Source organism: Ruegeria lacuscaerulensis, from assembly GCF_013034685.1.
Taxonomy (GTDB): domain Bacteria; phylum Pseudomonadota; class Alphaproteobacteria; order Rhodobacterales; family Rhodobacteraceae; genus Ruegeria; species Ruegeria lacuscaerulensis_B.
The window spans coordinates 129,916-154,902 of sequence record NZ_WQGO01000008.1; the positions used below are offsets into that span (position 1 = coordinate 129,916).

Annotated in this window: 17 protein-coding genes and 1 pseudogene; 12 read left to right on the plus strand and 6 right to left on the minus strand. The window is 55.1% G+C overall.

Annotation, left to right across the window (positions count from 1 at the left end; genetic code table 11):
- The 4 genes and pseudogenes from GOV80_RS18765 to GOV80_RS22420 all read left to right on the plus strand — a co-directional run bounded on the left by GOV80_RS18765 (position 1) and on the right by GOV80_RS22420 (position 3,245).
- Positions 1-1,062 carry an LLM class flavin-dependent oxidoreductase gene (locus GOV80_RS18765; RefSeq protein ID WP_170787009.1) on the plus strand — a complete coding sequence of 354 codons (1,062 nt, stop codon included), beginning with the start codon at positions 1-3 and terminating at the stop codon, positions 1,060-1,062.
- On the plus strand, positions 1,059-1,838 hold the full coding sequence (locus tag GOV80_RS18770) for an SDR family NAD(P)-dependent oxidoreductase (protein ID WP_170787011.1): 780 nt from the start codon (positions 1,059-1,061) through the stop codon (positions 1,836-1,838). Before GOV80_RS18765 ends, GOV80_RS18770 begins: the two co-directional genes overlap by 4 nt.
- 3 nt (positions 1,839-1,841) lie before the next feature.
- Positions 1,842-2,645: an SDR family NAD(P)-dependent oxidoreductase gene (locus GOV80_RS18775; protein WP_214648069.1), complete on the plus strand. Its 804-nt coding sequence runs from the start codon at positions 1,842-1,844 to the stop codon at positions 2,643-2,645.
- 93 nt (positions 2,646-2,738) lie between these two features.
- Positions 2,739-3,245, plus strand: a pseudogene (locus GOV80_RS22420) (trimethylamine methyltransferase family protein).
- Positions 3,246-3,385: 140 nt separating this feature from the next.
- Here GOV80_RS22420 and xylB read toward each other — a convergent pair.
- A complete protein-coding gene (gene xylB / locus GOV80_RS18790; protein WP_170787017.1) occupies positions 3,386-4,822 on the minus strand; it encodes a xylulokinase in 1,437 nt (478 codons plus the stop codon).
- Between the two features lie 121 nt (positions 4,823-4,943).
- Here xylB and GOV80_RS18795 point away from each other — a divergent pair, with 121 nt between their 5' ends.
- From GOV80_RS18795 to GOV80_RS18825, 7 genes are all read left to right on the plus strand, one after another.
- A complete protein-coding gene (locus GOV80_RS18795) occupies positions 4,944-5,969 on the plus strand; it encodes a LacI family DNA-binding transcriptional regulator (protein ID WP_170787019.1) in 1,026 nt (341 codons plus the stop codon).
- A gap of 95 nt (positions 5,970-6,064) precedes the next feature.
- Positions 6,065-7,366, plus strand: coding sequence for an ABC transporter substrate-binding protein (locus GOV80_RS18800; RefSeq protein ID WP_170773725.1), 1,302 nt, complete (start codon positions 6,065-6,067; stop codon positions 7,364-7,366).
- Positions 7,367-7,472: 106 nt separating this feature from the next.
- Positions 7,473-8,339 carry a carbohydrate ABC transporter permease gene (locus tag GOV80_RS18805; RefSeq protein ID WP_170787021.1) on the plus strand — a complete coding sequence of 289 codons (867 nt, stop codon included), beginning with the start codon at positions 7,473-7,475 and terminating at the stop codon, positions 8,337-8,339.
- Between the two features lie 12 nt (positions 8,340-8,351).
- Positions 8,352-9,182, plus strand: coding sequence for a carbohydrate ABC transporter permease (locus GOV80_RS18810; protein ID WP_170448185.1), 831 nt, complete (start codon positions 8,352-8,354; stop codon positions 9,180-9,182).
- A 12-nt stretch (positions 9,183-9,194) separates the two neighbouring features.
- A complete protein-coding gene (locus GOV80_RS18815) occupies positions 9,195-10,199 on the plus strand; it encodes an ABC transporter ATP-binding protein (protein ID WP_170773719.1) in 1,005 nt (334 codons plus the stop codon).
- Entirely contained in the window at positions 10,196-10,969 is a 774-nt protein-coding gene (locus tag GOV80_RS18820; RefSeq protein ID WP_170773717.1) for an L-iditol 2-dehydrogenase, read from the plus strand. The genes GOV80_RS18815 and GOV80_RS18820 overlap by 4 nt, the downstream gene beginning before the upstream one ends.
- Positions 10,969-12,480 carry a mannitol dehydrogenase family protein gene (locus tag GOV80_RS18825; protein ID WP_170787024.1) on the plus strand — a complete coding sequence of 504 codons (1,512 nt, stop codon included), beginning with the start codon at positions 10,969-10,971 and terminating at the stop codon, positions 12,478-12,480. The genes GOV80_RS18820 and GOV80_RS18825 overlap by 1 nt, the downstream gene beginning before the upstream one ends.
- Positions 12,481-12,607: 127 nt before the next feature.
- On the opposite strand, the gene GOV80_RS18830 is transcribed toward GOV80_RS18825, so the two are convergent.
- The 3 genes from GOV80_RS18830 to GOV80_RS18840 form a co-directional block, all read right to left on the minus strand.
- Entirely contained in the window at positions 12,608-13,597 is a 990-nt protein-coding gene (locus GOV80_RS18830; RefSeq protein WP_170787025.1) for a HupE/UreJ family protein, read from the minus strand.
- Complete coding sequence (locus tag GOV80_RS18835) at positions 13,594-14,448, minus strand: peptidyl-prolyl cis-trans isomerase (RefSeq protein WP_170787027.1); 855 nt, start codon at positions 14,446-14,448, stop codon at positions 13,594-13,596. Before GOV80_RS18835 ends, GOV80_RS18830 begins: the two co-directional genes overlap by 4 nt.
- Positions 14,449-14,582: 134 nt before the next feature.
- The gene (locus GOV80_RS18840; protein ID WP_170787030.1) at positions 14,583-16,505 is read right to left on the minus strand and encodes a DUF3604 domain-containing protein; all 1,923 of its coding nucleotides are present in this window, start codon (positions 16,503-16,505) and stop codon (positions 14,583-14,585) included.
- A 691-nt stretch (positions 16,506-17,196) separates the two neighbouring features.
- Between GOV80_RS18840 and GOV80_RS18845 the strand changes: the two genes are divergently transcribed.
- The gene (locus GOV80_RS18845; protein ID WP_170787032.1) at positions 17,197-20,517 is read left to right on the plus strand and encodes an ATP-binding protein; all 3,321 of its coding nucleotides are present in this window, start codon (positions 17,197-17,199) and stop codon (positions 20,515-20,517) included.
- Positions 20,518-20,688: 171 nt separating this feature from the next.
- Here the strand turns inward: GOV80_RS18845 and GOV80_RS18850 are convergent, their stop codons facing one another.
- The gene (locus tag GOV80_RS18850; protein ID WP_170787034.1) at positions 20,689-23,199 is read right to left on the minus strand and encodes a CoA transferase; all 2,511 of its coding nucleotides are present in this window, start codon (positions 23,197-23,199) and stop codon (positions 20,689-20,691) included.
- A 41-nt stretch (positions 23,200-23,240) separates the two neighbouring features.
- The gene (locus GOV80_RS18855; protein ID WP_170787036.1) at positions 23,241-24,908 is read right to left on the minus strand and encodes a GMC family oxidoreductase; all 1,668 of its coding nucleotides are present in this window, start codon (positions 24,906-24,908) and stop codon (positions 23,241-23,243) included.
- Positions 24,909-24,987 lie beyond the last annotated feature (79 nt).

Below are 24,987 nucleotides of genomic sequence, written 5' to 3' on the forward strand. Positions count from 1 at the left end.
ATGGAATTTTCGTTGTTCAACCTGATGACCAAGCCTGTTGATGGCTCGTCGCATGCGGATGTGTTCAACCAGATGCGCACCATGACGAAAATGGTGGATGAGGCAGGCTTTGATGTCGCCTGGTTCGCCGAACATCACCTATCGAACTATTGCATCTCGCCCTCGCCGCTGATGACAGCCGCGAATATGGCTGCCCACACCAAACGGATCAAGGTCGGCCCTGCGGTGGTGGTGATGCCTTTCTACGAACCCTTGCGTTTGGTCGAAGATATCTGCCTAGCAGATCAACTGACCGAGGGCCGTCTGGTTCTAGGTCTGGGCACTGGCTATCAGCCCCGCGAATTTAAGAAATTCGGATTCGATATCGACGACCGTCTGATGCGCGGGCTGGAAATCTGGGATTGCATCGAACAGGGCGTCTATGGCGGCGTGATCGACTTTCAGGGCGACCACATTCAGATCAGCGACGCGGCCCTGTCCATCGCTCCGGTTCAGGATCGTATCCGCACCTTTGCCGTCGGAAACGCACCAGAGATGCGCCAGAAGATGATCAACTACGGGGCCGAAACGCTGACCACGCCGGCCATTGGGCCAAGCGCGATCGTGGGGACCGCGCGGCGGCTCTACAAGGAAACGCGCACCGAGAACGGCCTGACGGGTGATGATTTCCCCTTTGCGGTGCAGCGCTATATCTATGTCTCTCAAGACAAAGACGATGCCCGTGCGGCAGCCGAGCAGGTGCTGATCCATGCCCGCATGGCCAACAACATGCGCCGCCCCGAGCCGCTGATGGAGGGCGCGGACCTCAAGATCGTGCCCTTCGACAACGAACCGGATATCGACACGGTTCTGCAGCGCGCCATCATTGGCGATGCCGAAGACGTCACGCAACGTCTCGTGGCCGAAGCGCGCGAGTTTGGCATCACGCATCTAAGCGTCTTCATGCAGATTGCTTCGATCCCCTTTGCCAACACCCTGCGCTCGCTCGAGGTGTTCTGCGATCAGGTCATGCCTGCGGTGAATACCGCGCTCGCGGCGGATAAGGCGGCGCTCGCCTCATGAGCGGGCCGAATTTCTCGCTGGCTGGCAAAACCATTCTGATCACCGGGGCCGCACGCGGATTGGGTGCGGCGATGGCACATGCCTGCGCCGCGCAAGGTGCGCAATTGTGCCTAAAAGACATAAACGGCGAGGCCCTCGAAGCCACAGCAGACGGCTTACGCGCGGATCGAGCAACTGTCCGAACGGCCGCTTTTGACCTAACCGATTTCGACGCCTGCACCGATTGGGTGCAGGGTATCGACCCGATCTGGGGTCTGATTAACAATGCCGGAATCACCAATCACGGGCACGTACTGGACCAGACGGTTGGTGACTACCGCTCGATCTATGATCTGCATGTCTTTGCACCCTTTGTACTGGCGCGTGAAGCGGGCCGAGTGATGCGTGCCAATCAAGGGCCTCAGCGAGGGCGGGTCGTTTCGATCTCGTCCATTGCCGCCACACATCCGCGACCGGGGGTCGGCAATTATGCCTCGTCCAAAGCGGCCGTTGCAGGTTTGACTCGGTCGCTAGCGGCGGATTTCGGTACGGACGGCATCTGTGCCAACGCAATCGCACCCGGCTATGTCCTGACCGAGATGAACCGTAAAATCCTAAGCGACGAAGGTTTCGTGCGCCGAATTGAAAACCGGACACCAGCAGCGCGGTGGGCGGATCCAGCGGAAATCGCGGCACCTGTGGCTTTTCTGATGTCCGAGGCCGCCTCTTACATCAACGGGCAATTGATCGCCGTTGACGGCGGTATGAATGCCTTTTTGCAATCCAATGAGGGATGACTGATGAAACGGTTGGAAGGAAAAGTCGCCCTGGTGACGGGTGCGGGATCCATGAAGGGTGGCATGGGCAACGGCAAAGCCACCGCCATTCGTCTCGCGCAGGAAGGCGCACGGATCTGTGCCCTAGATTTGCATCTGGCCGCGGCTGAGGAAACCTGCAAAATGATCCGTGCCGAAGGGGGCCGCGCCGTTGCGCTGGCCGCCGATGTCACGCAGGAAGATCAGGTTCAATCATCAATTACTCAATGCCTGTCCGAATTCGGCCAGATCGACATTTTGCAAAACAATGTCGGAATCCTGAAAACCGGCGGCGCCATGGACAGCACAGTCGAGGATTGGGACATGCTGGTGCATGTGAACATGAAGGCGGTCTTTCTGCCAACAAAGCATGTTCTGCCTCATTTTGTTGATCGCAAGGGGGGAGTTGTGACCAACATTTCCTCGATCGCCGGGCTGCGTTATCTGGGCACGCCCTATATTGGCTATAATGCCACCAAAGGGTCGATCATTTCCTTCACCCGCAATCTGGCAGCAGAAGTGGCACCACATGGAATCCGCGCAAACGCGATTCTGCCGGGCTTTATCGACACACCAATGGCGCGCGATATCACCGAACAGAATGCGGAAGACCCCGAGGCAATTGACTGGGATGCGCTGGACAAGCAGCGCGCAGCACGCATCCCGCTGGGCCGAGTGGGCACCCCGTGGGATGTGGCCAACGCCGCCGTGTTTCTGGCCAGTGATGATGCGTCCTATATCACCGGCACTGAAATTACCGTCGACGGCGGCGTTTCATGCCGCGTGTAGAGGGACGATCAAGGCGCGCCACACGGGTATTGGACCAGAAAGCAGTGCAGACACGCCTTGCGCCAGCTGCATGCGTGTTTGAAACCGCTGGAAGTGCTGGACCCTGACGCGATCGCCTATCTTCAGCACTACCGCTTCGGAACCCCTGCGATGTATGGGCAATATACCGACTCGATCTCGAAAAAATCCAGCACACTAATGACAGGCATCCCCGAGGTCGCTTTGATCACGACAGCAATCGGTCAGCCTGCATGCAAACTCGACGTGCCTTGGCGAACCTTTTCTAACCATGTGTCCCCGAAGTCCTTTTGACGCGCAATCGGGCTATGAAACGGCTACAACCTTTGCGTCTCGGGGCCAAACCTGGTGCTGCATTCCGGAGGCAGGGATACGGGTCGGCTGGCCATCTGCGATGGCAAGTTCATCGCCAAGGACGCACAAAACCAGTTGATGGCGCGACATGCGGACGGGACATCAGTAGACCGGTTCAATGAGGCGCTTCAGCCCATGCGGCGGGTCGGACCAGTTGCGCGCTATCTCAGCGACCGTTTTACATTGGATCTTTTTCGCAGCGCCTTATTTGGACGGCGTCGTTTGTAAAGAACTGGATGCCTATGTTGCGCGTCGGGAATGAGAACATCAGCTACCTGCGCATTGATGCGTTTCTTGTTCGATGATATCGGAACGAGCCCACCGCAGCGCAGGCAGTTGGCCGAGTTTTTGGTGACAGTACACGGCTCCTATTCCGCCAAACTGACTGCCTGATAAAGCTTCCGAAACCGCGCCAACCGCTTGAACAATAGTGGCATATCTGCGGGCTCGAACCTGTCCGATGTTGGTGGCTGAAGCGCAAGATCAGCTAAATCCAAAGCCCCATCACCACAAGCTGCCAACCGAGCTGCACCATAAGCCGGACCGGCATCAGCTCCGGTCGATCGCACAATTGGCTTTCCGGTCACAGTCGCAATCAATCTCAACAGAAGATCTGATTTGCTGCCTCCTCCTATCGCTGCGAGCTCTGGCAATTCTTCTATAGTGTCACCGAAACTCTGCGCCGCATCGGCAAAGCAGAAAGCAATCGCCTCCACCACGGAACGGCAGATGTCTGCGCGCGTTGTGGAATCCTCCAGGCCAAAGAAACAGGCTCGGATATGCGGATCGCCGTGAGGGCTGCGTTCTCCCGTCAGATAAGGCAGAAAAATTGGCACACGGTCCCCGCTGACCGTTTCGGCAAGCGCGACAACTTCGGCTTCGGAAAGCCGCAATTGGCCACCTATCCAGGAAATTGGTCGCGCGCCGTTCAGCATCGCCGCCATTTGGTACCATCGGTCGGGCAGTGTGTGCGCAAAAGCATGCACATAGCGTTCAGGGTTTGGCTTGTAGCTTCGATCTGCCACAAACAGCTGTCCAGAAGTCCCCAAAGAGATAAACCCCCGGCCCGGTTCGGTGGCGCCCAAAGACACCGCCCCGGTTGCTGCATCTCCACCTCCTGCAACGACTGGCGTCCCGGGTTTCAAGCCGGTCTCAGTCGCCGCTTGTGGTGTCACAGTCCCAACCACACTATGACCATCGAATACCTGCGGCAGCCAATCCAAAGCTACATCTGTGGTTTCGGCAATACCGGCGTGCCAGCCACGCGACGCCTGATCGAGCCACATTGTCCCGGCGGCATCGGACGTATCAGTTCCCAATTCGCCATGCAGCCGTAAACCGATGTAGTCCTTGGGAAGCAGGATGTGGGCCAGTTGGGCATAGTGCTTTGGCTCATGCTGTTTTAGCCATGTAATCTTGGGCGCGGTGAAACCCGGCAAAGGAAGGACCCCAGCGATTTGACCAATCTGCGGCAAGGCCTGTCGCAGATCGTCGCATTCCCGCGCCGCCCTGCTGTCATTCCACAGGATTGCCGGGCGGATTGGGCGCAGATCGCGGCTCAGCAAAACGGCCCCGTGCATCTGACCTGACAACCCGATGCACTTCACCTCCGACAGCGTAACTTGCCCAGAAATTTGGCCTAAGGCGTCGCGTGTCGCCTGCCACCAAAGATCCGGGTGCTGCTCTGACCAACCGGGTTTAGGAGAGGAAGTCTTTATACTCACCGAAGACGTTGAAAGAATTCGACTGGAATCCGCGCAGACAAGCTTGACCGCTGACGTACCGATATCGATCCCGAGATACATTCAAACCCCTTACCTGCACAAAAGTCCGGAACTTGTCTTGCTATTGATCTTTTTAGCGCGCGCAAAGAATATGTAAAAATAGGATAAGATCAAGGCGGCTGAGATACGCAGGCAGACTGGCATGACCAAGATAAAGAATATGGAAGAGTTCGCAGCCCTCAGCGGGATCTCGCGACCCACGGTGTCCAAGTACTTTCACGACCCAGACAGCGTTCGCCCAACTACACGGGCACGCATAGAAGAAGCGCTGGAACAGTTCGACTATCGCCCGAACATCTATGCTGTGAACCAGAACCGCAAGCTGACCAAGAATATCGGCATCGTCGTGCCCTACCTGGCCGATCCGTTTTTCGCTGAAATCGCGCGGTATCTAGAACAAAGCTGTATCGCAGCCGGGTACCGCCCGTTTCTGTTCAGCTCTCATGGCGAACAAAAACTGGAAAACGAAATCCTGGACGGCTTACAATCCTTGAAACCCGCGGGCGTTTTGTTGGCGCCTTTGGGACGTATCTCAGACAAGTCCGCTATTGAGAAATTCTGCGCCAGTGTGCCAACGGTTCTGTTCGACAGTAACCTCGATGGATTGGGCGCAGCGTTTATCGGGTCCGATAATTTCAGCTTTGTGTCTCAGACCGTAGAATACATGACTCGCACCGGCGAGCCGCCTTCGTTTTTCGAAATGCGGACACCTGCGAACCCCAATGCCAACAAGCGACGCAAGGCTTATGTCGACGTAATGGATCGGCTGGGTTTTGAGCCGCATGTGATCAAAATCGAAGGCACAGGTTGGGCCTTTGAAGAGATCGGCCGAAAGGGTGCGCTCAAGGCTTTGGATGAACGCAAGCTGCGCACGGATTCAGTTCTGTGTAGCAATGACCGATTGGCCATCGGCTTTCTGGCGGCGTGTTTCGAACAGGGGATTCGCGTTGGTAGGAAAGACGATTGTACACTGCGGGTGGCGTCGAACGACGATCATCCGTTTGCAAAATTCACCTGCCCGTCACTGACGACCGCCGCGCATGACTATGACAATGTGGCCGCGCGAAGTGTTGAAACACTTTTCGAACTCATTGAAAACGGTGGGAAATTCGAGAGCCGAACAGAAACTCTCTTCCCTGCACGATTGGTCCTGAGGGAATCTGCATAACGATCTAAAATTAACGCGCGTAAAGTTTTTATTGACGGCGCGACAAATCCTGAACTAGGCTCTCTGCACAGCATCCAAGCTCAGGGAGGACAGGGATGTACTTGAAACACGCACTTCGTGCGGCGACTGCGCTAACATTCGTCGCAACGGCAGCGGCCCACGCACAATCCATAACGATCGCAACCGTGAACAACGGCGACATGATCCGGATGCAGGGTTATACCGACAAATTCACCGAAGCGACGGGCGTTGAAGTCGAATGGGTGACGCTGGAAGAGAACGTTTTGCGCCAGCGCGTGACCACCGACATCACCACCAAGGGTGGTCAGTTCGACATCATGACGATCGGTATGTACGAGACCCCGATCTGGGGTGCGAACGGCTGGCTGGTTCCGCTGGATGGTCTGTCCGAAGACTATGATGTCGGTGACATCCTGCCCGCGATGTCGGGTGGTCTGAGCCATGAAGGAACGCTCTATGCGGCACCGTTCTATGGCGAAAGCTCGATGATCATGTATCGCACCGACCTGATGGAAAAAGCAGGCATGGAAATGCCCGAAGCGCCAAGCTGGCAATTCATCAAAGAGGCCGCGGCGGCCATGACCGACCGTGACGCTGACATTAACGGTATCTGCCTGCGCGGCAAAGCCGGTTGGGGTGAAGGCGGCGCGTTCATCACTGCGATGTCCAACTCATTTGGCGCGCGCTGGTTTGACGAAGACTGGAAGCCTCAGTTCGACCAGCCAGAATGGGCCGATACGCTGAACTTCTACGTTGAAATGATGTCGGAATCTGGCCCTGCAGGCTATGCCACCAACGGCTTTAACGAGAACTTGTCGCTGTTCCAGCAGGGCAAATGCGGCATGTGGATCGACGCCACCGTTGCGGCGTCATTTGTGACCAACCCCACTGACTCGACCGTGGCGGATAGCGTTGGATTTGCACTGGCCCCCGATACCGGACTGGGGAAACGCTCCAATTGGCTTTGGGCGTGGGCACTGGCCATTCCGGCTGGTACACAGCAGGAAGACGCGGCCAAACAGTTCATCGAATGGGCAACGTCGAAAGACTATATTGAGCTAGTTGCCGAAAACGAAGGTTGGGCGAATGTTCCGCCTGGTGCGCGCACCTCTTTGTATGAGAACCCGGAATACCAGAAGGTTCCCTTTGCCAAGATGACGCTGGACTCGATCCTGTCCGCTGATCCGAACAACCCCACGGTCAAGCCGGTTCCGTATGTTGGCATCCAGTTCGCTGCCATCCCGGAATTTGCAGGCATCGCGACCCAGGTCAGCCAAGAGTTCTCGGCAGTCTATGCCGGACAGCAAACGGTTGAAGAAGCCCTTGCCAAAGCGCAGGCCTTCACCGCCGAAGAAATGGAAGCCGCAGGGTACTGAGGTTTTCTCCCCGCGGGCGGGCAGTAATCTGCCCCCCGCTCCCCCCTTCCACAACTCGCGTTTTTCTCGCAGGCTGGGTTACGCCTGAACAGAGAGGGTTTGCGTTATGGCTACTCAACATTCCCGATCCGTTGCTCGCCTGATGATGGCACCTGCAGTGGTCCTGCTGCTTGGCTGGATGCTCGTGCCGCTGACGATGACGCTGTATTTTTCCTTCAAGAAATATCTGCCGCTGCGCGGTGGGGATCTGGGCTGGGTCGGGTTCGACAACTACATCCGGTTCGTATCGTCCAGCTCTTTCTGGCCAGCCGTTCAAGCCACCCTTGTGATCGTCGGGGGGGTGCTGGTTATCACCGTCGTCCTAGGCATTCTGCTGGCGATGCTGCTAGATCAGCCGATGTGGGGGCAAGGTGTTGTCCGCATTCTGGTGATCGCGCCCTTCTTCGTCATGCCCACAGTGTCTGCGCTAGTCTGGAAGAACATGTTCATGGACCCGGTGAACGGCCTGTTGGCCCATTTGTGGCGCTTTTTCGGGGCCGAGCCGATCTCGTGGCTGTCCGAGGCGTCGATGACTTCGATCATCATGATCGTGTCTTGGCAGTGGCTGCCCTTTGCAACCCTAATCCTGCTGACAGCGATCCAGTCGCTGGATAGTGAGCAGTTGGAAGCGGCCGAGATGGATGGTGCCCCCGTCTTGAAGCGATTCTACCACATCATCCTGCCGCATCTGAGCCGCGCGATTACCATCGTGATCCTGATCCAGACAATCTTTCTTCTGTCAATCTTCGCCGAGATCTTCGTGACCACCGGCGGCGCGTTCGGCACCCGTACACTCACCTACCTGATCTTCCAGCGGGTGCTGGAAAGCCAGAATGTTGGCCTTGGATCAGCCGGAGGTGTCTACGCAATCATCTTAGCCAATATCGTTGCGATCTTCCTGATGCGCATCGTCGGCAAGAACCTGGACGCGTGAGGAGGTAAGACCATGGCCCGCGCTGTCACAACCCGCCGCAAATCTCTGAATACCGCCCTCGCTTGGGCCGTTGGCTTGCTGATCTTTTTCCCGATCCTCTGGACCATCCTGACCAGCTTCAAGACCGAGGCACAGGCGATCGCCAGCCCACCGCTGTTTTTGAACTTCAACTGGACGTTGGAAAACTACGCCATCGTGCAGGAACGCTCGGACTATATGCGGTTTTTGTGGAATTCGGTCATTATCGCCGGTGGCTCGACTGTTCTGGGTGTCATCATCGCGGTACCCGCAGCATGGGCCATGGCCTTTGTGCCGTCCAAGCGCACCAAGGACATTCTGCTGTGGATGCTGTCCACCAAGATGTTACCTGCCGTTGGCGTGCTCTATCCGATTTACCTGCTGTTTATCCGTCTGGGCCTGCTGGACACACGCGGAGGGCTGGTGGTTGTCCTGATGCTGATCAACCTACCCATCATCGTCTGGATGCTATACACCTACTTCCGCGAAATCCCCGGCGAAATTCTGGAAGCCGCGCGGATGGACGGGGCGACGTTGAAAGAGGAAATCCTCTACGTCCTGACCCCTATGGCCATTCCGGGCATCGCCTCAACCGTTTTGCTGAACTTCATCCTGGCCTGGAACGAGGCATTCTGGACCCTCAACCTGACCGCTGTCGACGCGGCACCGCTGACGGCCTTCATCGCCAGCTATTCCAGCCCCGAGGGCCTGTTCTTTGCCAAGCTTAGCGCTGCCTCGACCATGGCCATCGCTCCAATTCTGATCCTTGGCTGGTTTAGCCAAAAACAACTTGTCCGCGGCCTGACCTTCGGCGCTGTGAAATAAGGAACACGACACATGGGACGTATTCAACTCAAGTCCGTGACCAAAAGCTTTGGCGATGTGCAGGTCATTCCGCCGCTGGACCTGACCATCGAAGATGGCGAGTTCACCGTCTTCGTCGGCCCCTCGGGCTGCGGTAAATCCACCCTTTTGCGTCTGATCGCTGGATTGGAAGATATCACCTCGGGCTCTATCGACATTGACGGCGCGGACGCCACCGATGTCCCGCCCGCGAAACGAGGGCTGGCGATGGTGTTTCAGTCCTATGCTCTGTATCCCCATATGACCGTGCGCAAGAACATCGCCTTTCCCCTTCGTATGGCGAAACTGGATCAGGCCGAGATCGACAAGCGCGTCGAAGGCGCGGCAAGCGTCCTGAACCTGACCGATTATCTGGACCGCCGTCCAGGACAACTATCGGGCGGCCAACGCCAGCGGGTTGCCATCGGGCGCGCGATTGTGCGCGAACCAGCGGCATTTCTGTTCGACGAACCTTTGTCGAACCTCGACGCGGCGCTGCGGGTCGGCATGCGGCTAGAGATCAGCGAATTACACGAACGCCTCGCGACCACCATGATCTACGTGACCCATGATCAGGTCGAAGCCATGACGATGGCCGACAAGATCGTCGTCCTTCAGGCCGGAGTAATCGAACAGGTCGGCAGTCCGCTGGAATTATACCGGACACCTCGAAACCTGTTCGTTGCGGGTTTCATTGGCTCCCCCAAAATGAACTTCATCGAGGGCGAAGAGGCCGCGAAATACGGTGCTCAGACCATCGGAATAAGGCCTGAACATATCACAGTCTCAGACACCGAAGGGGACTGGTCCGGGGTGGTGAGCGTTTCTGAACATCTGGGCTCGGATACATTTTTCCATGTCCACGAAACCGGGCTGGCCGACACAATCACTGTCCGCGCGGATGGCGAGGTGGGTTTCCGCCATGGCGACCGCGTTCACCTGACACCGCGCGCTGATGTGATCCACCGGTTCGACGCGAAAGGCTTGCGGATCGGATGACACGTCTGGCTGGTAAAACCGCCCTGATTACTGGGGCCGCGCGCGGCATAGGGCTGGCCTTTGCAAAGGCCTATGTTGCGGAGGGAGCCCGTGTCGCCATAGCCGATATCGGCATCCAGCGCGCGCAACAAGCCGCGACTGAGATCGGCGCATCTGCTCTTGCCGTGGAAATGGACGTGACAAACCAGCCGAGCATCGACAACGCCATCGCCCGCACGACGGCACATTTCGGGCCGATCGACATATTGATCAACAACGCAGCGATCTTCACTGCCGCTCCGATTGTTGAAATTGATCGTGCCGACTATGAGCGTGTCTTCGACATCAACGTTGCCGGTGCCTTGTTCACCATGCAGGCCGTCGCCCGCCATATGATCGCCCATGGTACTAAAGGTCGGATCATCAACATGGCATCGCAAGCTGGGCGGCGTGGAGAGTCTCTGGTTGCCGTGTACTGCGCCAGCAAGGCCGCGATCATATCCTTGACCCAGTCTGCAGGCCTGAACCTGATCCCACATGGGATAAATGTAAACGCGATAGCTCCGGGTGTGGTGGATGGCGAACACTGGGACGGTGTAGATGCGTTCTTTGCCAGACACGAAGGAAAACCCCTCGGACAGAAGAAACGCGAAGTGGCCGCTGGCGTACCCTATGGTCGCATGGGCCGGGCCGAAGACCTGACCGGCATGGCCGTGTTTCTCGCCTCTGACGAGGCAAAATACATCGTTGCACAAACCTATAATGTCGATGGCGGAAATTGGATGAGCTGATGAACCCTGTGGCACACGCAACCCCTCCGATCCAGCTGCGGCGAGACAGGCTGGCAGACTTGCCAGCAACCGTCAGAACCCCTGCTTATCAACCCTCGGACTTGACGCCCGGTATCGTTCACATCGGCCTTGGAAATTTCCACCGCGCTCATCAGGCTTGGTACATTCATAAGCTTATGCAGCAGGACCAGGCCCGTGATTGGGCCATTATAGGAGCAGGAGTACGCAGCTATGACGCCGGGATGCGCCAGAAGTTGCTGGCGCAAGATTGCCTGACCACGTTGATTGAGCTGGATCCACAAGGAATATCCGCAGAGGTCATAGGCCCGATGATCGACTATCTACCGATTGAGGCTGGCAACGCTGCATTGATCCGCGGGATGGCTGATCCGTCTATCCGAATTGTATCTTTAACTGTAACTGAGGGCGGCTATTTTCTGGATGCCAACACCGGCGCATTCGACACGGATCACGATCATATTCTCCACGATGCGGCAAACCCAAATCACCCCCGCACCGCTTTCGGCGCCATTGTTGCAGCGCTCGGGATACGTCGTGCAAATGGCTTGACCCCCTTCACCGCGCTAAGCTGTGATAACCTGCAGGGCAACGGCACTATCCTTCGAAACTGTATCGTTGGGTTAGCGCGCCTGTCGGACCCTGATCTTGCCGATTGGATCGACCGAAACGGCGCATTTCCCAATTCGATGGTGGATTGCATCGTGCCAGCAACGGGTGATCAGGTGATTTCACAATGCAACGCACTTGGTATTGATGACCGCGCCCCGGTTTCACACGAGAACTTTCGCCAATGGGTCATCGAGGATAACTTCTGTGCCGGACGACCATCACTTGAACAAGTTGGAGCCACCTTAACCGAGGATGTTCACGGATATGAGGCACAGAAGCTGCGCATATTGAACGGAGGCCACCAACTGCTCGCCAATGTTGGAGAGATACTAAACGTCCCGACGATTTCTGCTTGTATGCAAGACCCTGACATATTGGCGTTTTTTAAAAAAGTCCAAATCGAAGAAATTCTACCCCATGTCGACGCTGTTCCTGGAACGACCCCGCAAGAGTACCTTGGGTTGGTTGAACGTCGGTTTGAGAACACTGCAATTCACGACACAACGCGCCGGGTCGCGTTCGACGGATCAGCGCGACACCCTGGGTTTGTGCTGCCCTCGATACGCGATGCAATTGCTTCGGGCTCTTTCATAAACGGGCTTGCTCTAGCAGAAGCTTTTTGGTGCAGAATGTGCGCAGGGGTTCGCGAGGATGGCTCAGAAATCGCCCCTAACGATCCTGTTTGGGAAAATCTGAGAAAAACGGCGCTGGCGGCCAAAACTGATCCTGGACTTTGGCTTGAACAGGACCTGTATTGTGGCGATTTTGACCATGACACGCAGTTTGTGGCTGCTTTTGCTCGGTGGTTAAACGAGATCTGGAAAAATGGGAGCAAAGCGGTTCTAGCCGAATTTGTCTCTCACAACTCATTATCCCATTAGCTTCCCACAACTCCAATCAAGCAGCCGCGGCGCAACTTCATCTTCGCCCTTGGAACGGCATTGTCCTCTCCAACACAGAATCTAACGAACAATACTGGTACAGCGAACTTTGGAACATCATCACGATCTAAAAACCACCAACTCGTTCAATGAGCCAATACATCGACACTGAACCAATGCCATAAGCGGTAACAAGCGTTGCGGTTTGGCTGATCGGAAGTGCTGTGAACCGCCAAACCAAAACCAGAACAGCCAAAGCCCCGACAAAACTTAGTTGTCCGGCCTCGACGCCAAGGTTGAATGCAAGCAAGGCTTCAGGAATGTCGTTAGAGGGAAGCCCTATCTCGGCCAAAGCGCCTGCAAATCCAAGCCCATGCAAAAGCCCAAACCCGAAACATACGATCCAGGGTTTCTGTTTTGAAAGTCGGAACCGACCTTCGCCGCCCTTTACAATCTCCATCGCCAAAAAAACGATGGAAAGCGCGATAACGGCTTCGACCGGTGGCCCGGGAACATTTAAAACTCCGAGTGTTGCCAATGCCAGTGTAATCGAATGGGCAAGCGTAAAGGCTGTTACGGCTCCCACCAGCCTCCAGGGATCGCGGACTAGAATAAACAGCGCGAAGACAAATAACAGATGGTCCCAGCCTTCCAGAATATGTTCAAAACCCAACTGAAAATACGCGATGAAAACAGACCATGCTGTCTGTTCAGAGGGTATTCTCTGGGCGGTAATATCTGAGGTGAAACGGAGTGTAGCAGACTCGGCCTGAAGGGGATGCCAGCGGAACAATACATCGTTTTTTTGGGTCTCCAGCCCTTCGATTGTAATGGATTGACCCGCGACATCCGCGCGGCACTCCACAATCCAGCTAGAAACCCATGCTCGCCCATCGGACATTGGATCAGGCCCGCTGGCAGGTGTACAGCTATCCGGTAGCACCACGTCGATCGCCATTGGCTGACCGTTCACGTCTGGCTTACGCCAATGAACACTCCAGGCATCCGGTGAGATTTGACGAATTTCTAGATATCCCGGATCAAGCGCATGTGCGGCTGCATTGCCGGCAGACCAGGCAAACAGCAGAGCATACAATAGGCCAAGTATGAATTTCATTTGGCCTGACCTGTGAAATCGGGTGCAATGATCTCATAATTGTCGGCAAGAGCCTCATACTGCGCCTGCGCCAGATCTTCGCTCATGACGCGGCGCCAATCCCGCAGCACTTCATCGTAGATATCTGACAATGGAGGTATCCGGCTTGGCTCGATCTTCAGCAGCTGTACCAGGTGGACCCCGTAGCCTGATTGGATTGGCCCCACCCATCGACCTTCTTCGAGATTGACGAAACCATCGGAGAACCCTGTTCCGAAGACAGAGTCGATGACCCGCGTCGCGGTCAGCGGCATCGACGCAGGCAGCAATGTCGCGCGGTCCAAGTCGGATACCTCTTGTTCCGCTCGCAACGCGGACAATGCCCTTTCGATGTCGGCGTCACTTGGCTTTTCACCAAGAAAAACCTGAGTGAAGGCAATCTTTTTTGGTGTCGCGTAGCGGTCCGCATTTTGCTGGAGGAAAACTTCTAGATCTTTGTCTGCAGGTACAACTGACGTGGCCATGGCTTCGGTCAAAAAATCCATCTTTTGGCTCAGGCGCGATCTGATCACGCTATCCCCGCGATCCAGACCAAGCTTTCTCGCTTCCCTAACCAGAACCTCTTCGCGGATGGATGCATCGACCAAAGCCTGAAGCTCGGCATTGCTGGGCCGACGTTTCCACCTGGCTGCGAACTGTTCAGCTAACCGCGCGGCATCGCTTTCGCTTATTGCTATGGCCTCTGGATCTGCGATCAACTCGTCATTCGGAGAAACAATGTGAAACCAAATGAATATGGCAGCTCCGATCAAGAAGAAATGGAATAGAGGTTCTATCACTATTCGCATGAAGGCTCCTGCGTGAAACGCCATCTGGCGATATGTTTTATGCTGGCTTCAGTCAGTTAAATTTTCCAAGGAATCGTAGCCCACGACGTTTTGCAGCTCAGGTGAGAGCAACGCGGCAAAGGTTGCTGCCTCATTCTTCAAACGCGTGCGAAGAAACGTCACTCTGCCGGTGTATACCAAATCGGCGAAGAGTACGCGCGTTCCTGATGCGTAAGCACCGCATCCTCTGGTAGCTCGGCACCAAACCTCAATTTGTCGTACAGTATCCAACGTGGCGTCGGGATTTCGAGCGCACGTACGTAGTAGAATGCGCGCGCATTTGGATCGAAATCAGGATCAGACCAAACGGTTACAAGTTCGGCGGTCCCGATTGTGTTGGTCCAACTTGCGGTTTCGGTATCCACCGTGTTGCCAACCGCAGGGATTTTGCCGTTTTGATCAGCAACTCGATCGTCCGACCATGCCACATCGTAGACCTTCTCCTGCAAAGCACCTTCGGAGTCCAGCCATCCCTTAATCACCTGCACACGATCCAGATTGGCCCCAACCGGGTCGCGTAATGCAGCGATCAGGAATGAGGGTGCTCCGTCGCCCTCATTAGGGCGCATGTCGGAACCCATTGGAACGCCCTTCGTGTAGCCAACATTTGCAATGAACCGGGTTTCAACATCGGCGTCATTGAAATCCCATCCACCAAAGAAGCGCAGACCAATCCGTGGCCCCGTGGTCGCGTAGGTTTCGCGCCGCTTGAATGCATCGAAAATCGCCGCGCGCGTATTTTCAGTCGCCCAAACGGCCGTGTAGCCGGACGCGACGAGGAGGTCGCCGGGAATTTCGCCAAGATCATTGGCTATGAAAGGATGCTTGATCCTTGTGGCCGAAGGCTCAACGCTGACGGATTTTCCGAAGAAGTTATCTTCTTCGGCTGTCGCCAGAGATGTATGGCTGTCCGTCGCGCCGCCCATGCCGAACTTATAGGGGTTCACGCCGAACTTTTCTTCCAACATCAAGCCGCGCTTCAATGCCTCGCGCGCGTATTCACCAGCCAGCATGTCGTCGGTTTTAAGTTCAGAGATATCAAGATTGCCGACATCCCAGTTTTCGTAATCCGCAAATTCATCATCAGGGCTCAGGAAGGGATGCGCTTCGCCGTCGCCCTTGATCTGAGTGACCTCATAATGCGGCTCCCATTTAGCGCGGGCAGCGACGTATTCTTCGTCAACCTTTCCACCGTGATAGGTGTCTTCGGTTGGGAACATCCATCCATTTGACAAGTTGCCATTATGAGCGAATGCAACCGCGCGCCCGCCTGTTTTCTGCTGATACTCTTCAAGCCAAGCATAAAGCGCCTTTGGATCTGTATCACCATAAGGGGGTTGCGTGACCGGAGGTACCATTTGAAGCGCCCTGATAGGCCCATCGCGCAGCATAACGTTCCGGTGCAGGTTGAAGCCTTTCGGAACCGACGTCCACTCGAACCCAATGAAAGCGGTGAAATTGCCAGGGTCGTTGTGTCGTTCAGCCGCCAGAACGATATTTTCCCAAGTAAAGGCAAAAGCATCAGCGCCCGGGCTGTATGATTCAAGCAAAACTTCCGGCAGAGTCATCTGTGAGAAGTTGGTAATAATGTCGAATGCAGCCTTGCCAGCTTCTTCTCCACCCGCTTTGTAACCTTTGTACCACTCCAATCCTTTCGGATCGGCGAGAACACCGGGTTTGCCTGCCTGCAGATCAGGAGCGAATCCCATCAAGTCTGTGTGGTCCGTAAGAACCATCCAATCCAATGGCCGGGCCAGTCTGACAGGCTGGCCCGTCGAAGAAATGACTTGCTCACCTTTGGCAAAGCGCCAGGCTTCGTCCGGCAGCAGAGTGTTGCCAAAGGCTCCGGCGTCCAATGAAAGTCCCGTATGAAGGTGAGTGTCCCCCCATAAGGGGCGTTCCGGGAAGGATCTGTTGGCATAGGGAGAATAGGGTTGCTCCGAGAACAAGCCCTCGGCAGCCTCTTCACTTGGGACAGCATCGGCGAAGGCGCTAACCGGCGTCAATCCTAGAGCTGTTAAGCTTAGAAGCATACGAAACATTGTGACCTCCCAAATCAATTTTTACCCGGCAGCGTTGGTGATTTACGTCGCATCGGACTAATATTCGCATTTCTTTATATCATATTGATTTTGTTCTTCGGAAAGATTCTTGTTTCGTTGTGACGGTGCTAGAAATGAGACAGGCCAAAGACCCCTTTCCTAACATCGTTCAAATGACAGTTTGCCAACAAACTAAGGTCTTTATCCTACCAATCTATATGGTTGGAACGTTGCTGGTCGATTTCCTTAAAACAGACTGGACGGTCATCTCGTTCTTGACGCCCGAGAAAGCTTCCTACTTACAATTTGGAGTTTATCTGAGAATCGACTCTCACGTGATTAAGCGTCAATCGCAGCACGACATTACATGACAAACGACCGTAAATGGCTGCAGTTTATGGGAGAAGAGTTCATTCGTCGGTGCGATGGCATAGGTAGAGTTCCAAATCATCGACCACATTGGGAACAGTTGAAGCGGTTCGCTTGAATCCGACTTTGCATCCAGTAACACGTCAAGAGAGCCAATGAAGCCCTTGACCTCTTACAAAACGGTAGTCTTCACTAAACAAAAAACTGATCATACTGTTGGACAAATGAGCCACCGGTCATTTGACGGGTTAAGTTAACAAGGAGATGCTTGCTGGCAGTGCGCATTCAGAGATCCTACTCCTAACGCAAGCAATACCAATTGATGTCCGAAACAGCGTCTTGGCTAAATAAACATGGTTTGTCCAAGTATGCCGCCGCTTTTGCCGAACATGAAATTGAACTTTGCGACCTGTCTGAACTAACTGACGAAGACCTTATTACCATCGGACTTCCCTTGGGGCCGAGAAGGCGTTTTCTGAAAGCCGTTCGCGCCAGCATGGAAATGGGGCAGCGCCGGCCCAGCAATAGCAACAGCGCCGAGATCGTGGCTGAGCGGCGACAACTTACTGTAATGTTTATCGATCTTGTCGGTTCAACGGAAATAGCGCAAAGCGTTGACCCGGAAGATTTGGCTGATGTACTTCGACTTTTCAAGGAAACCTGTGCTGCGGCCGTTGCAGCATTTGATGGCCATATTGCCAGCTACTATGGCGACGGCATTATGGTTTTCTTTGGGTTTCCCCACGCCCATGAAGACGACCCGGAGCGCGCTATTCGTGCCGGTCTGCGCATCATTGATGAGATGCCAGATGTTCGCACCCACGCGAAACTCAACGTTCGGATTGGGATAGCAACCGGGTTGGTTGTGGTCGGCGATCTGCGCGGCGAAAAGATGTTTGAAGACGGAACGGCGATGGGTGAGGCACCCAATCTGGCCGCGCGTCTTCAAGCGATGGCGGATCCGGGTACGATGATCATCGCCCCAACCACTCATCAGCTGGCGGGTGATGCTTTTAAATACGTTCTGCGCGGTGCGTTCAAACTCAAAGGTTTTGCTAAGGAAGTCGAAGCCTGGCAAGTAACCGGGGAGCGGGAAACAGTCAGCCGATTTATGGCGATCGACAATATTTTGCTCAAGCCCTTGGTCGGTCGCACCGCGGAATTGGAGGCGCTGAACGACAATTGGGCTTTGGCCGGTGATCGCCAGGGTCAGGTTGTGTTGGTGTCAGGTGAGCCGGGAATTGGCAAGTCGCGTCTGGTAGAAGAATTTCGGCAGAACATCTCGGACTTGCCCCACAAGCAAATGCGATATCAGTGTTCTCCATATCATTTTGCGACTTCCCTGCACCCCATCATTCGCCAACTTGAGAATGCAGCTGATCTTCGCGCGGACGAGCCAAATCACGTTAAGCTTGAAAAAATCCGCGGCGTGTTGAGCGATCAATCGGACGATGCTTTGAAGTTGGCAGGATCCCTTTTGTCTGTTCCGTTTGAAGATCATTTGGGACCTTTAGATCTGACACCGCAGCAGATCATGGAACAGTCGCTGGAATTGTTGCTGGATAATCTTGCGTCAGAGGCTGACGGTCCTCCAGTTCTCTTCCTTTTGGAAGATGCCCACTGGATTGATCCAACAACCAAATTGCTGCTTGATCGGATGGTGGACCGAATTCACAACCTTCCGGTGCTGGTCGTCATGACATTCCGGCCCGAGTTCGATCCAGGTTGGACACTGCAATCGAACCTTACGAAGGTTGATTTGAAGCAGCTAAACTTTCGACAAGTAAAGAGCATTGTTGACGAAGTCGCCAAAGGCGAGATGGTCGCTGATGAGATGTATGACGTGGTCGCGGCAAGATCCAACGGCGTGCCCCTATACGTTGAGGAGGTGACGAAAGATCTCCTTGAATCTGGCGTCCTGACCAGGGGAAGAGACACCTACACGATGGGCGGGGCATCGCCGGCAAACTCGGTGCCCAGTACGTTACATGATGCATTGATGGCACGCCTTGATCGCCTGAGCTCTGCCAAAGAGGTCGCCCAGATTGGCGCTGTAATTGGCCCTCAGTTTACTTATCAATTGATCTCAAAAGTGGCGAACGTAAGCGATGGTGCGTTGCGCGCAGGGCTGGAGCTTTTGGTCGAGGCTGGCATAGTAACAGCGTCTCGTTCAGAGGGTTTCGAAACCTTCAGCTACTGTCACGCCCTTATTCGTGATACCGCTTACAACAGCCTTCTTAAGCGGGAACGTCGGGTTCTGCACTCTCGTGTCGCGCAATATTTGAAAGAAAAGTCGGCTCATACGGGTGATGCAAGCCCGGAAATTCTGGCTCATCACTACACCATGGCAGGCATGTGTAAGGAGGCTGTGGACTATCGTTATCTTGCAGGTCAGCGAGCAGTCCAGCGGTCTGCTAACATTGAAGCAGGCACGCAATTGTCCCTGGCGATTGAGCAGCTTGGCGAAATGGATCAAAGTATCGAGCGGGACCGCAAGGAAATTGAGGTTCAGGTTCTCAAGGCCGGTGTCTTACGAACGACCGCCGGAATAGCCGCCGACGAAACCGGTTCTGTTTACGAAAGAATACGCGACTTGTGTGAACGCGTTGAAGAAACAGAGCAGCTATTTCCAGTTCTGAATGGTTTGTATTCCTTCCATTTGGTGCGCGCCGAGTATGATTTGGCCAGGAACGTCGCGGCGCAATTGCTGGATCTGTCGACCTCGACTCGTGAGACGCAGCATCAGATGGTGGCGCATCGCGCAATGGGCGCAGTACTGTTTCATATTGGTGATCTGGAGCCCGCATACGAGCATTTAAGCAAAGCACTCGAACTCTACAGCCGGGAACGTGATGCACATCTGGCTTACATCTATGGATCCGACCATGCGGCGATTACGTCGTGTTTCCTAAGCTTGGCAATGTGGATGCGCGGGGATCCAGACACAGCACTTGAGGTGCAAATGCTGGCGGTTTCGGGTGCAAAAGAGCTGGAGCATGCTCACAGTATCGCGCAGTCTCTGACCTATCTATGCATGCTTCATCTGTTGCGCCGTGAACCCGAAAAAGTGCTGGAGATCGCAAAGCAGCTTGACGGGCTGTCAGCCAAGCACTCATTCACATTCATGTCTTTGACTGCGACCTTGTGGCGAAGCTGGGTGAAAGCCCATGTTTCGCCAAACCAAGAATCAATCGATGCGTTACACGAAGCGTCGATAGCGTGGTGGGAGAGTGGTGCGGGAAACTACAAACCATTCTTTCTGACACTTTTGGCGGAACTCACATTGAACATAGGTGACCGAGATAGGGCCCTAAATTTTCTGGCTCAGGCTCGTGAACAACAGCAGTACACAAATGAAGGATGGGCCCGATCTGAGACGGATCGAGTCTACGCGCTGGCACGTTGCGACAATGAATTGGCAGAAAAAGAATTTCGTGGGGCACTAGCTACTGCAAGAGAACAGAAAGCAAAGATGCTTGAACTTCGAACATCCGTAGATTTCGCAAAACAATGCAAACTATTTGGACAGGCGCATAGGGCGATATCTGATGTTCGCACTGCTTTGGATGGGATTGCTGGAGGTGAGACTACGATCGATGTGATTGAAGCAGTCAAGCTCCTTAATCAACGACCCGCAAACTAAGTTTCTTGTTTTCCTGCGCATTGCGCGGCTCTATCGCTTGCGAAACTCTTTCGGAAGAAATGCGCGCTGCAACGGTCGCAAAATTAGCTGTACTCTATGTCATCCCAGAGCCGCCAATCGCAAAAAGCAAGCTTGCCCCTGTGCCCTGCCACAAGCGACCTTGCCATTCGTTTAGCTCGGCAAATATTCCGTACTCCACGACTCTGCAACATCGCCAGATTTGATCATCACTTCGATGGCCTCCTCCACATAACCGAGTTCACCGAGGATCATGCGGGTTGAAGTGCCAAACTTCTCGGATGGCTCGACTGCAAATACCTTTGCACGGGTTGGGCGCACTGCGTAGGGGTCAAGTTGTGTTACCTCATGACCGCTGGGGTGGTCGGGGTAAATCGAGAAAGAGTAGCTGCCATTTTCAGTGCCCGGTGTACCATCCGCCTCGCGTGAATTCCGCGCGCGCAAAGCGTCGAGGTTTTCGCAGATTGCCACGCCGATATCAGCCGATTGCAGTTTTTCCACCCAATCCGACGCAGGAAGGGATTGGAATGCAGTCGCAAGATAGGCGGCACGGTCTTCTTCTGGCAGATCAGGCAGATCCTCTAGGCCCTCGACTTTTCGGAACCGCGGCAGATCGGCTTCGTAGGCACTGAGCAGCACATAGCGCCCCGACGCGGTACTATAGAACCGTGTCAGAGCATCATAGCCATTTGCCTCGGGGCCCGACGGTTCGTCGAAAAGCCCTCGCCCCTTGTAATCAAAAGCAAAGGGGATTTGCAGAAGACCGCTATTAGCATTGAGCGAGGTGCGACCGCGCCCAATCCGACCGAAGCGGTATTTCTGATAGAGTGCTGCGGCCACTCCAAGTGCGCCACCAAATCCGCACATAACGTCGATCGTGCCCACATGGGCGTGTTCCTCTGGTCGGTCCATAGCACCACCAAAGCGCAGCATGATACCGGTTGTCGCCTGAACCAAGTCATCGTAGCCGATGTAGTCAGTACGCGTGCCACGGCGCACGCCGCTGAAACAGTCGAGTTTGCAGAACAGTACATCCGGGTTGAGCTTTCGCAGGCTGTCAGCATCAAGACCCATTTTCTTGATCTGATTGTCCGGTGCGTTCCAAACGATAACGTCGACGGATTTAACAAGATCCTCGAAAACCCGGCGTCCGTGATGAGAGGTGATATCTGCTAGAATGGAGCGCTTGCCGCGCATCTGGGACATGCCATAGATGACGGTGTTCCAGCTGTCATACATCGGCACGGAGGGGTCGAGCTTGATCACCTCGGCCCCGAACCGCGCCAGATAACTGGCCGAATGTGGGCCCGCGATCACATTGCATAGGTCCAGAACCCGTACGCCGGTTAACCACCCTACTTTCGCGGTTTCTTCAGAAGGGTCTGGGATCTCGGTGCGGTGTTTCTTCAATATTTTCAACGCTTCGTCGAAATCGACCCATCGACGGGGCTCCGGCTGCAATGCCTCTTCGCCGCTCTCTTCCATCCAGACCACTGGGCCGGGTTGCGTCATATCACCATAAATCGGGTCGTGAACGTCGATCATCAGACCCGAAGTCTCGGCGTATTCGTCATGAATCCATTCCTGCAGCCAGCGCTGCGGCGCTCCGGGGATCAGGCCCCGGCCGAACATTTTTTTCCATTCGTGCGATGTGCGGGTCATAAAGACCTCTTTCATACGCGCCGCGATTTTATCGGCCCAGAATTTGGGCATCGGATAGACCCCGAGTGAGGTGTCGTGCGACCATTCCGACCAAGGTTTGTATGTGTCTTCTTCCGAAGTCAGCCCGTCAGCAACCAACTCGTCATAAATGCCGAGTACTTCCAGACAGCGACGGGCGTGGTTCTTGTGGCTGGGGCAAACGACGTAGAACATGCGCCCGTCCTTACACATGTAACTGCGGAAGAACGGGTCCAACAATTCCTGCAGTTCTTCATATGCAACGTTCATCGGCAGACCTTCGATACGCCGACGTTCAATCTCGACCTCGCGCTGGGTCAGATAGCGCTCGGGCATGTTTTCTACCTTGATCGAGTTGTAACAGAGCCCCTCCATCACGGCGGCTGCCAGCGGAACTTCGATCTGGTCGCCAAGACCTGTTACCTGCCGTGATTGCAAAGCCAATACCGTAGCCGACGCGGCGATCTGCGAGGCATAAGCCGAGGCAAGTGGCAGGGGAGAAAATGACGGGTTCAGCCCCATTAGCACTCGGTTTAGCCCCATGTCGGTAAATACGCCCGAACTTGCCGCGACGATGCTTTCGTAGGCCCGAAGTTCGCGCCGTTCTGCGTCATTCGATGCGAAACCGGGGATCGAGATCGTGATCAATTCGGGCCTTTGGTTGCGCATCGCAGCAAAGTCTATTCCAAGCGCGGCCAGTTTACCCGGGCGGAAGTTCTCGACGATAATATCGGCCTCGGCGCAGAGCGTTTTGGCTCTCTCCAACCCCTCTGGCGTCTTGAGGTCCAAATTAACGATCACCTTGTTCCGGTTCAGTGCAGCATTTGCCGGGCTGTCCCACATCGGACCGCCAGGCGGATCAATATGCACCACGGTTGCCCCCAAATCGCCCAGCAACATTGCGACGGCAGGGCCCGCGATATACTGGCCGAAATCGACGACCTTCACACCGGTCAGCGGAAGATTGGAAAACGAATTGCGCATGGATCCTCCGGGAAACTTTTACGTCCGGATGCTGACAGGTCTTATTGACCCGCCAGCATCCAGCCCGCGGCTTTTTCTGCGATCATGATAGTGGGCGAATTGGTGTTACCGCTGGTAATCTCTGGCATGACCGAGGCATCAACCACACGCAGACCAGCCACCCCCTTCATGCGTAGATGCGGGTCAAGAACGGCTGTTTCATCGTCCTCGCGCCCCATTTTGATCGTGCCGACAGGGTGAAAGATCGTGCTGGCGATGTCGCCTGCCAACCGGGCAAGTTCCTCGTCGGTTTGATATTGGATACCCGGTTTGAATTCTTCCGGCTCGTAAGCTTCCATCGCGGGCTGCGCCATGATTTCGCGCACCTGCCGCAGGCTTTGGGCGGCAACTATGCGGTCTTCGTCTGTGTCAAGATAGTTGGGCGAAATCTGAGGAGGCTGACGGAAGTCCGAAGACGCAATACGGACATGCCCGCGACTGGTCGGATTCAGGTTACATACACTGACGGTAATGGCCGGGAAGTCATGTAGGTCTTCGCCAAAGGCTTCAAGGCTCAGCGGCTGGACATGATATTCGAGGTTGGCATGAGGGCGCTGAGGATCGGATCGAGTGAAAGCCCCCAGCTGGCTGGGCGACATGCTCATCGGGCCAGACCGCTTCAGCACATATTCCAAACCGATCTTGGCTTTGCCTACCAGAGAATTGGCCAAGGTGTTCAGCGTCCGAGTGCTCTTTACCTTGTATACCGCTCGTATTTGCAGGTGGTCCTGCAGGTTCTCACCAACGAAGGGCGCATCCATTGCTACGTCTATCCCGTGCTCTTTGAGAAGCGCCGCTGGGCCTATTCCAGACAGTTGCAGGATTTGCGGAGAGTTCACGGCACCCGCCGACAGAACGAACTCCTTTGAGGCTTGGACCGTTACGGGCTGCCCTTTGTGGTGGACAACCGCGCCGGTGCAACGCAACGCGGTGTCTTTGCCTTTCTCAAAGGTCAGTTTCTCGACCTGCGCCTCGGTCCAGATCGTCAGATTTGGGCGTGACTTGGCCGGGCGCAGAAACGCCTTGGACGTGTTCCAGCGCCAGCCCGAGCGCTGGTTGACGTCGAAATAGCCCACCCCGGCATTGTCGCCCGTGTTGAAATCATCCGTCTTGGGAATGCCGTTCTCAACGGCGGCATCGGCAAAACTGTCCAGAACATCCCAGCGCAGCCGCTGTTTTTCGACCCGCCATTCGCCACCATGCCCGTGCAGGTCGGAAAACCGGCTGTTGTCACCAGTGCTCGGGTCGGCGCCATCGTCTAGCTTGTAGTGGTTCTCATGAGCCTTAAAGTCGGCCAGCGAGTTGTCCCAACTCCAGGCCTCTTCACCGGTGAGCTTGGCCCAATTGTCATAGTCGCGGGCCTGACCCCGCATATAGATCATCCCGTTGATCGAAGAGCATCCACCCAGCGTCTTTCCGCGCGGATACAGCAGGCTGCGACCGTTCAGCCCCTTGGCTGGTTCGGTTTTGTACATCCAGTCCGCGCGCGGGTTGCCGATGCAGTAGAGATAGCCAACAGGGATGTGTATCCAAGGATAGGTATCGGCCTTACCCGCCTCAAGCAGCAAAACTCGGTTCTTGGTGTCGGCGCTCAGCCTGTTGGCCATCAGGCACCCGGCCGATCCGCCACCAATTACGATATAGTCGAACCTGTTTGCGCCGTCAGACATCCGTGTCGTCCACCTATTCAGTCGTTGCTTCGCCTTATGCGCACCGGAAAGGAAATGGATTCCGATTTTCTTGTACGCG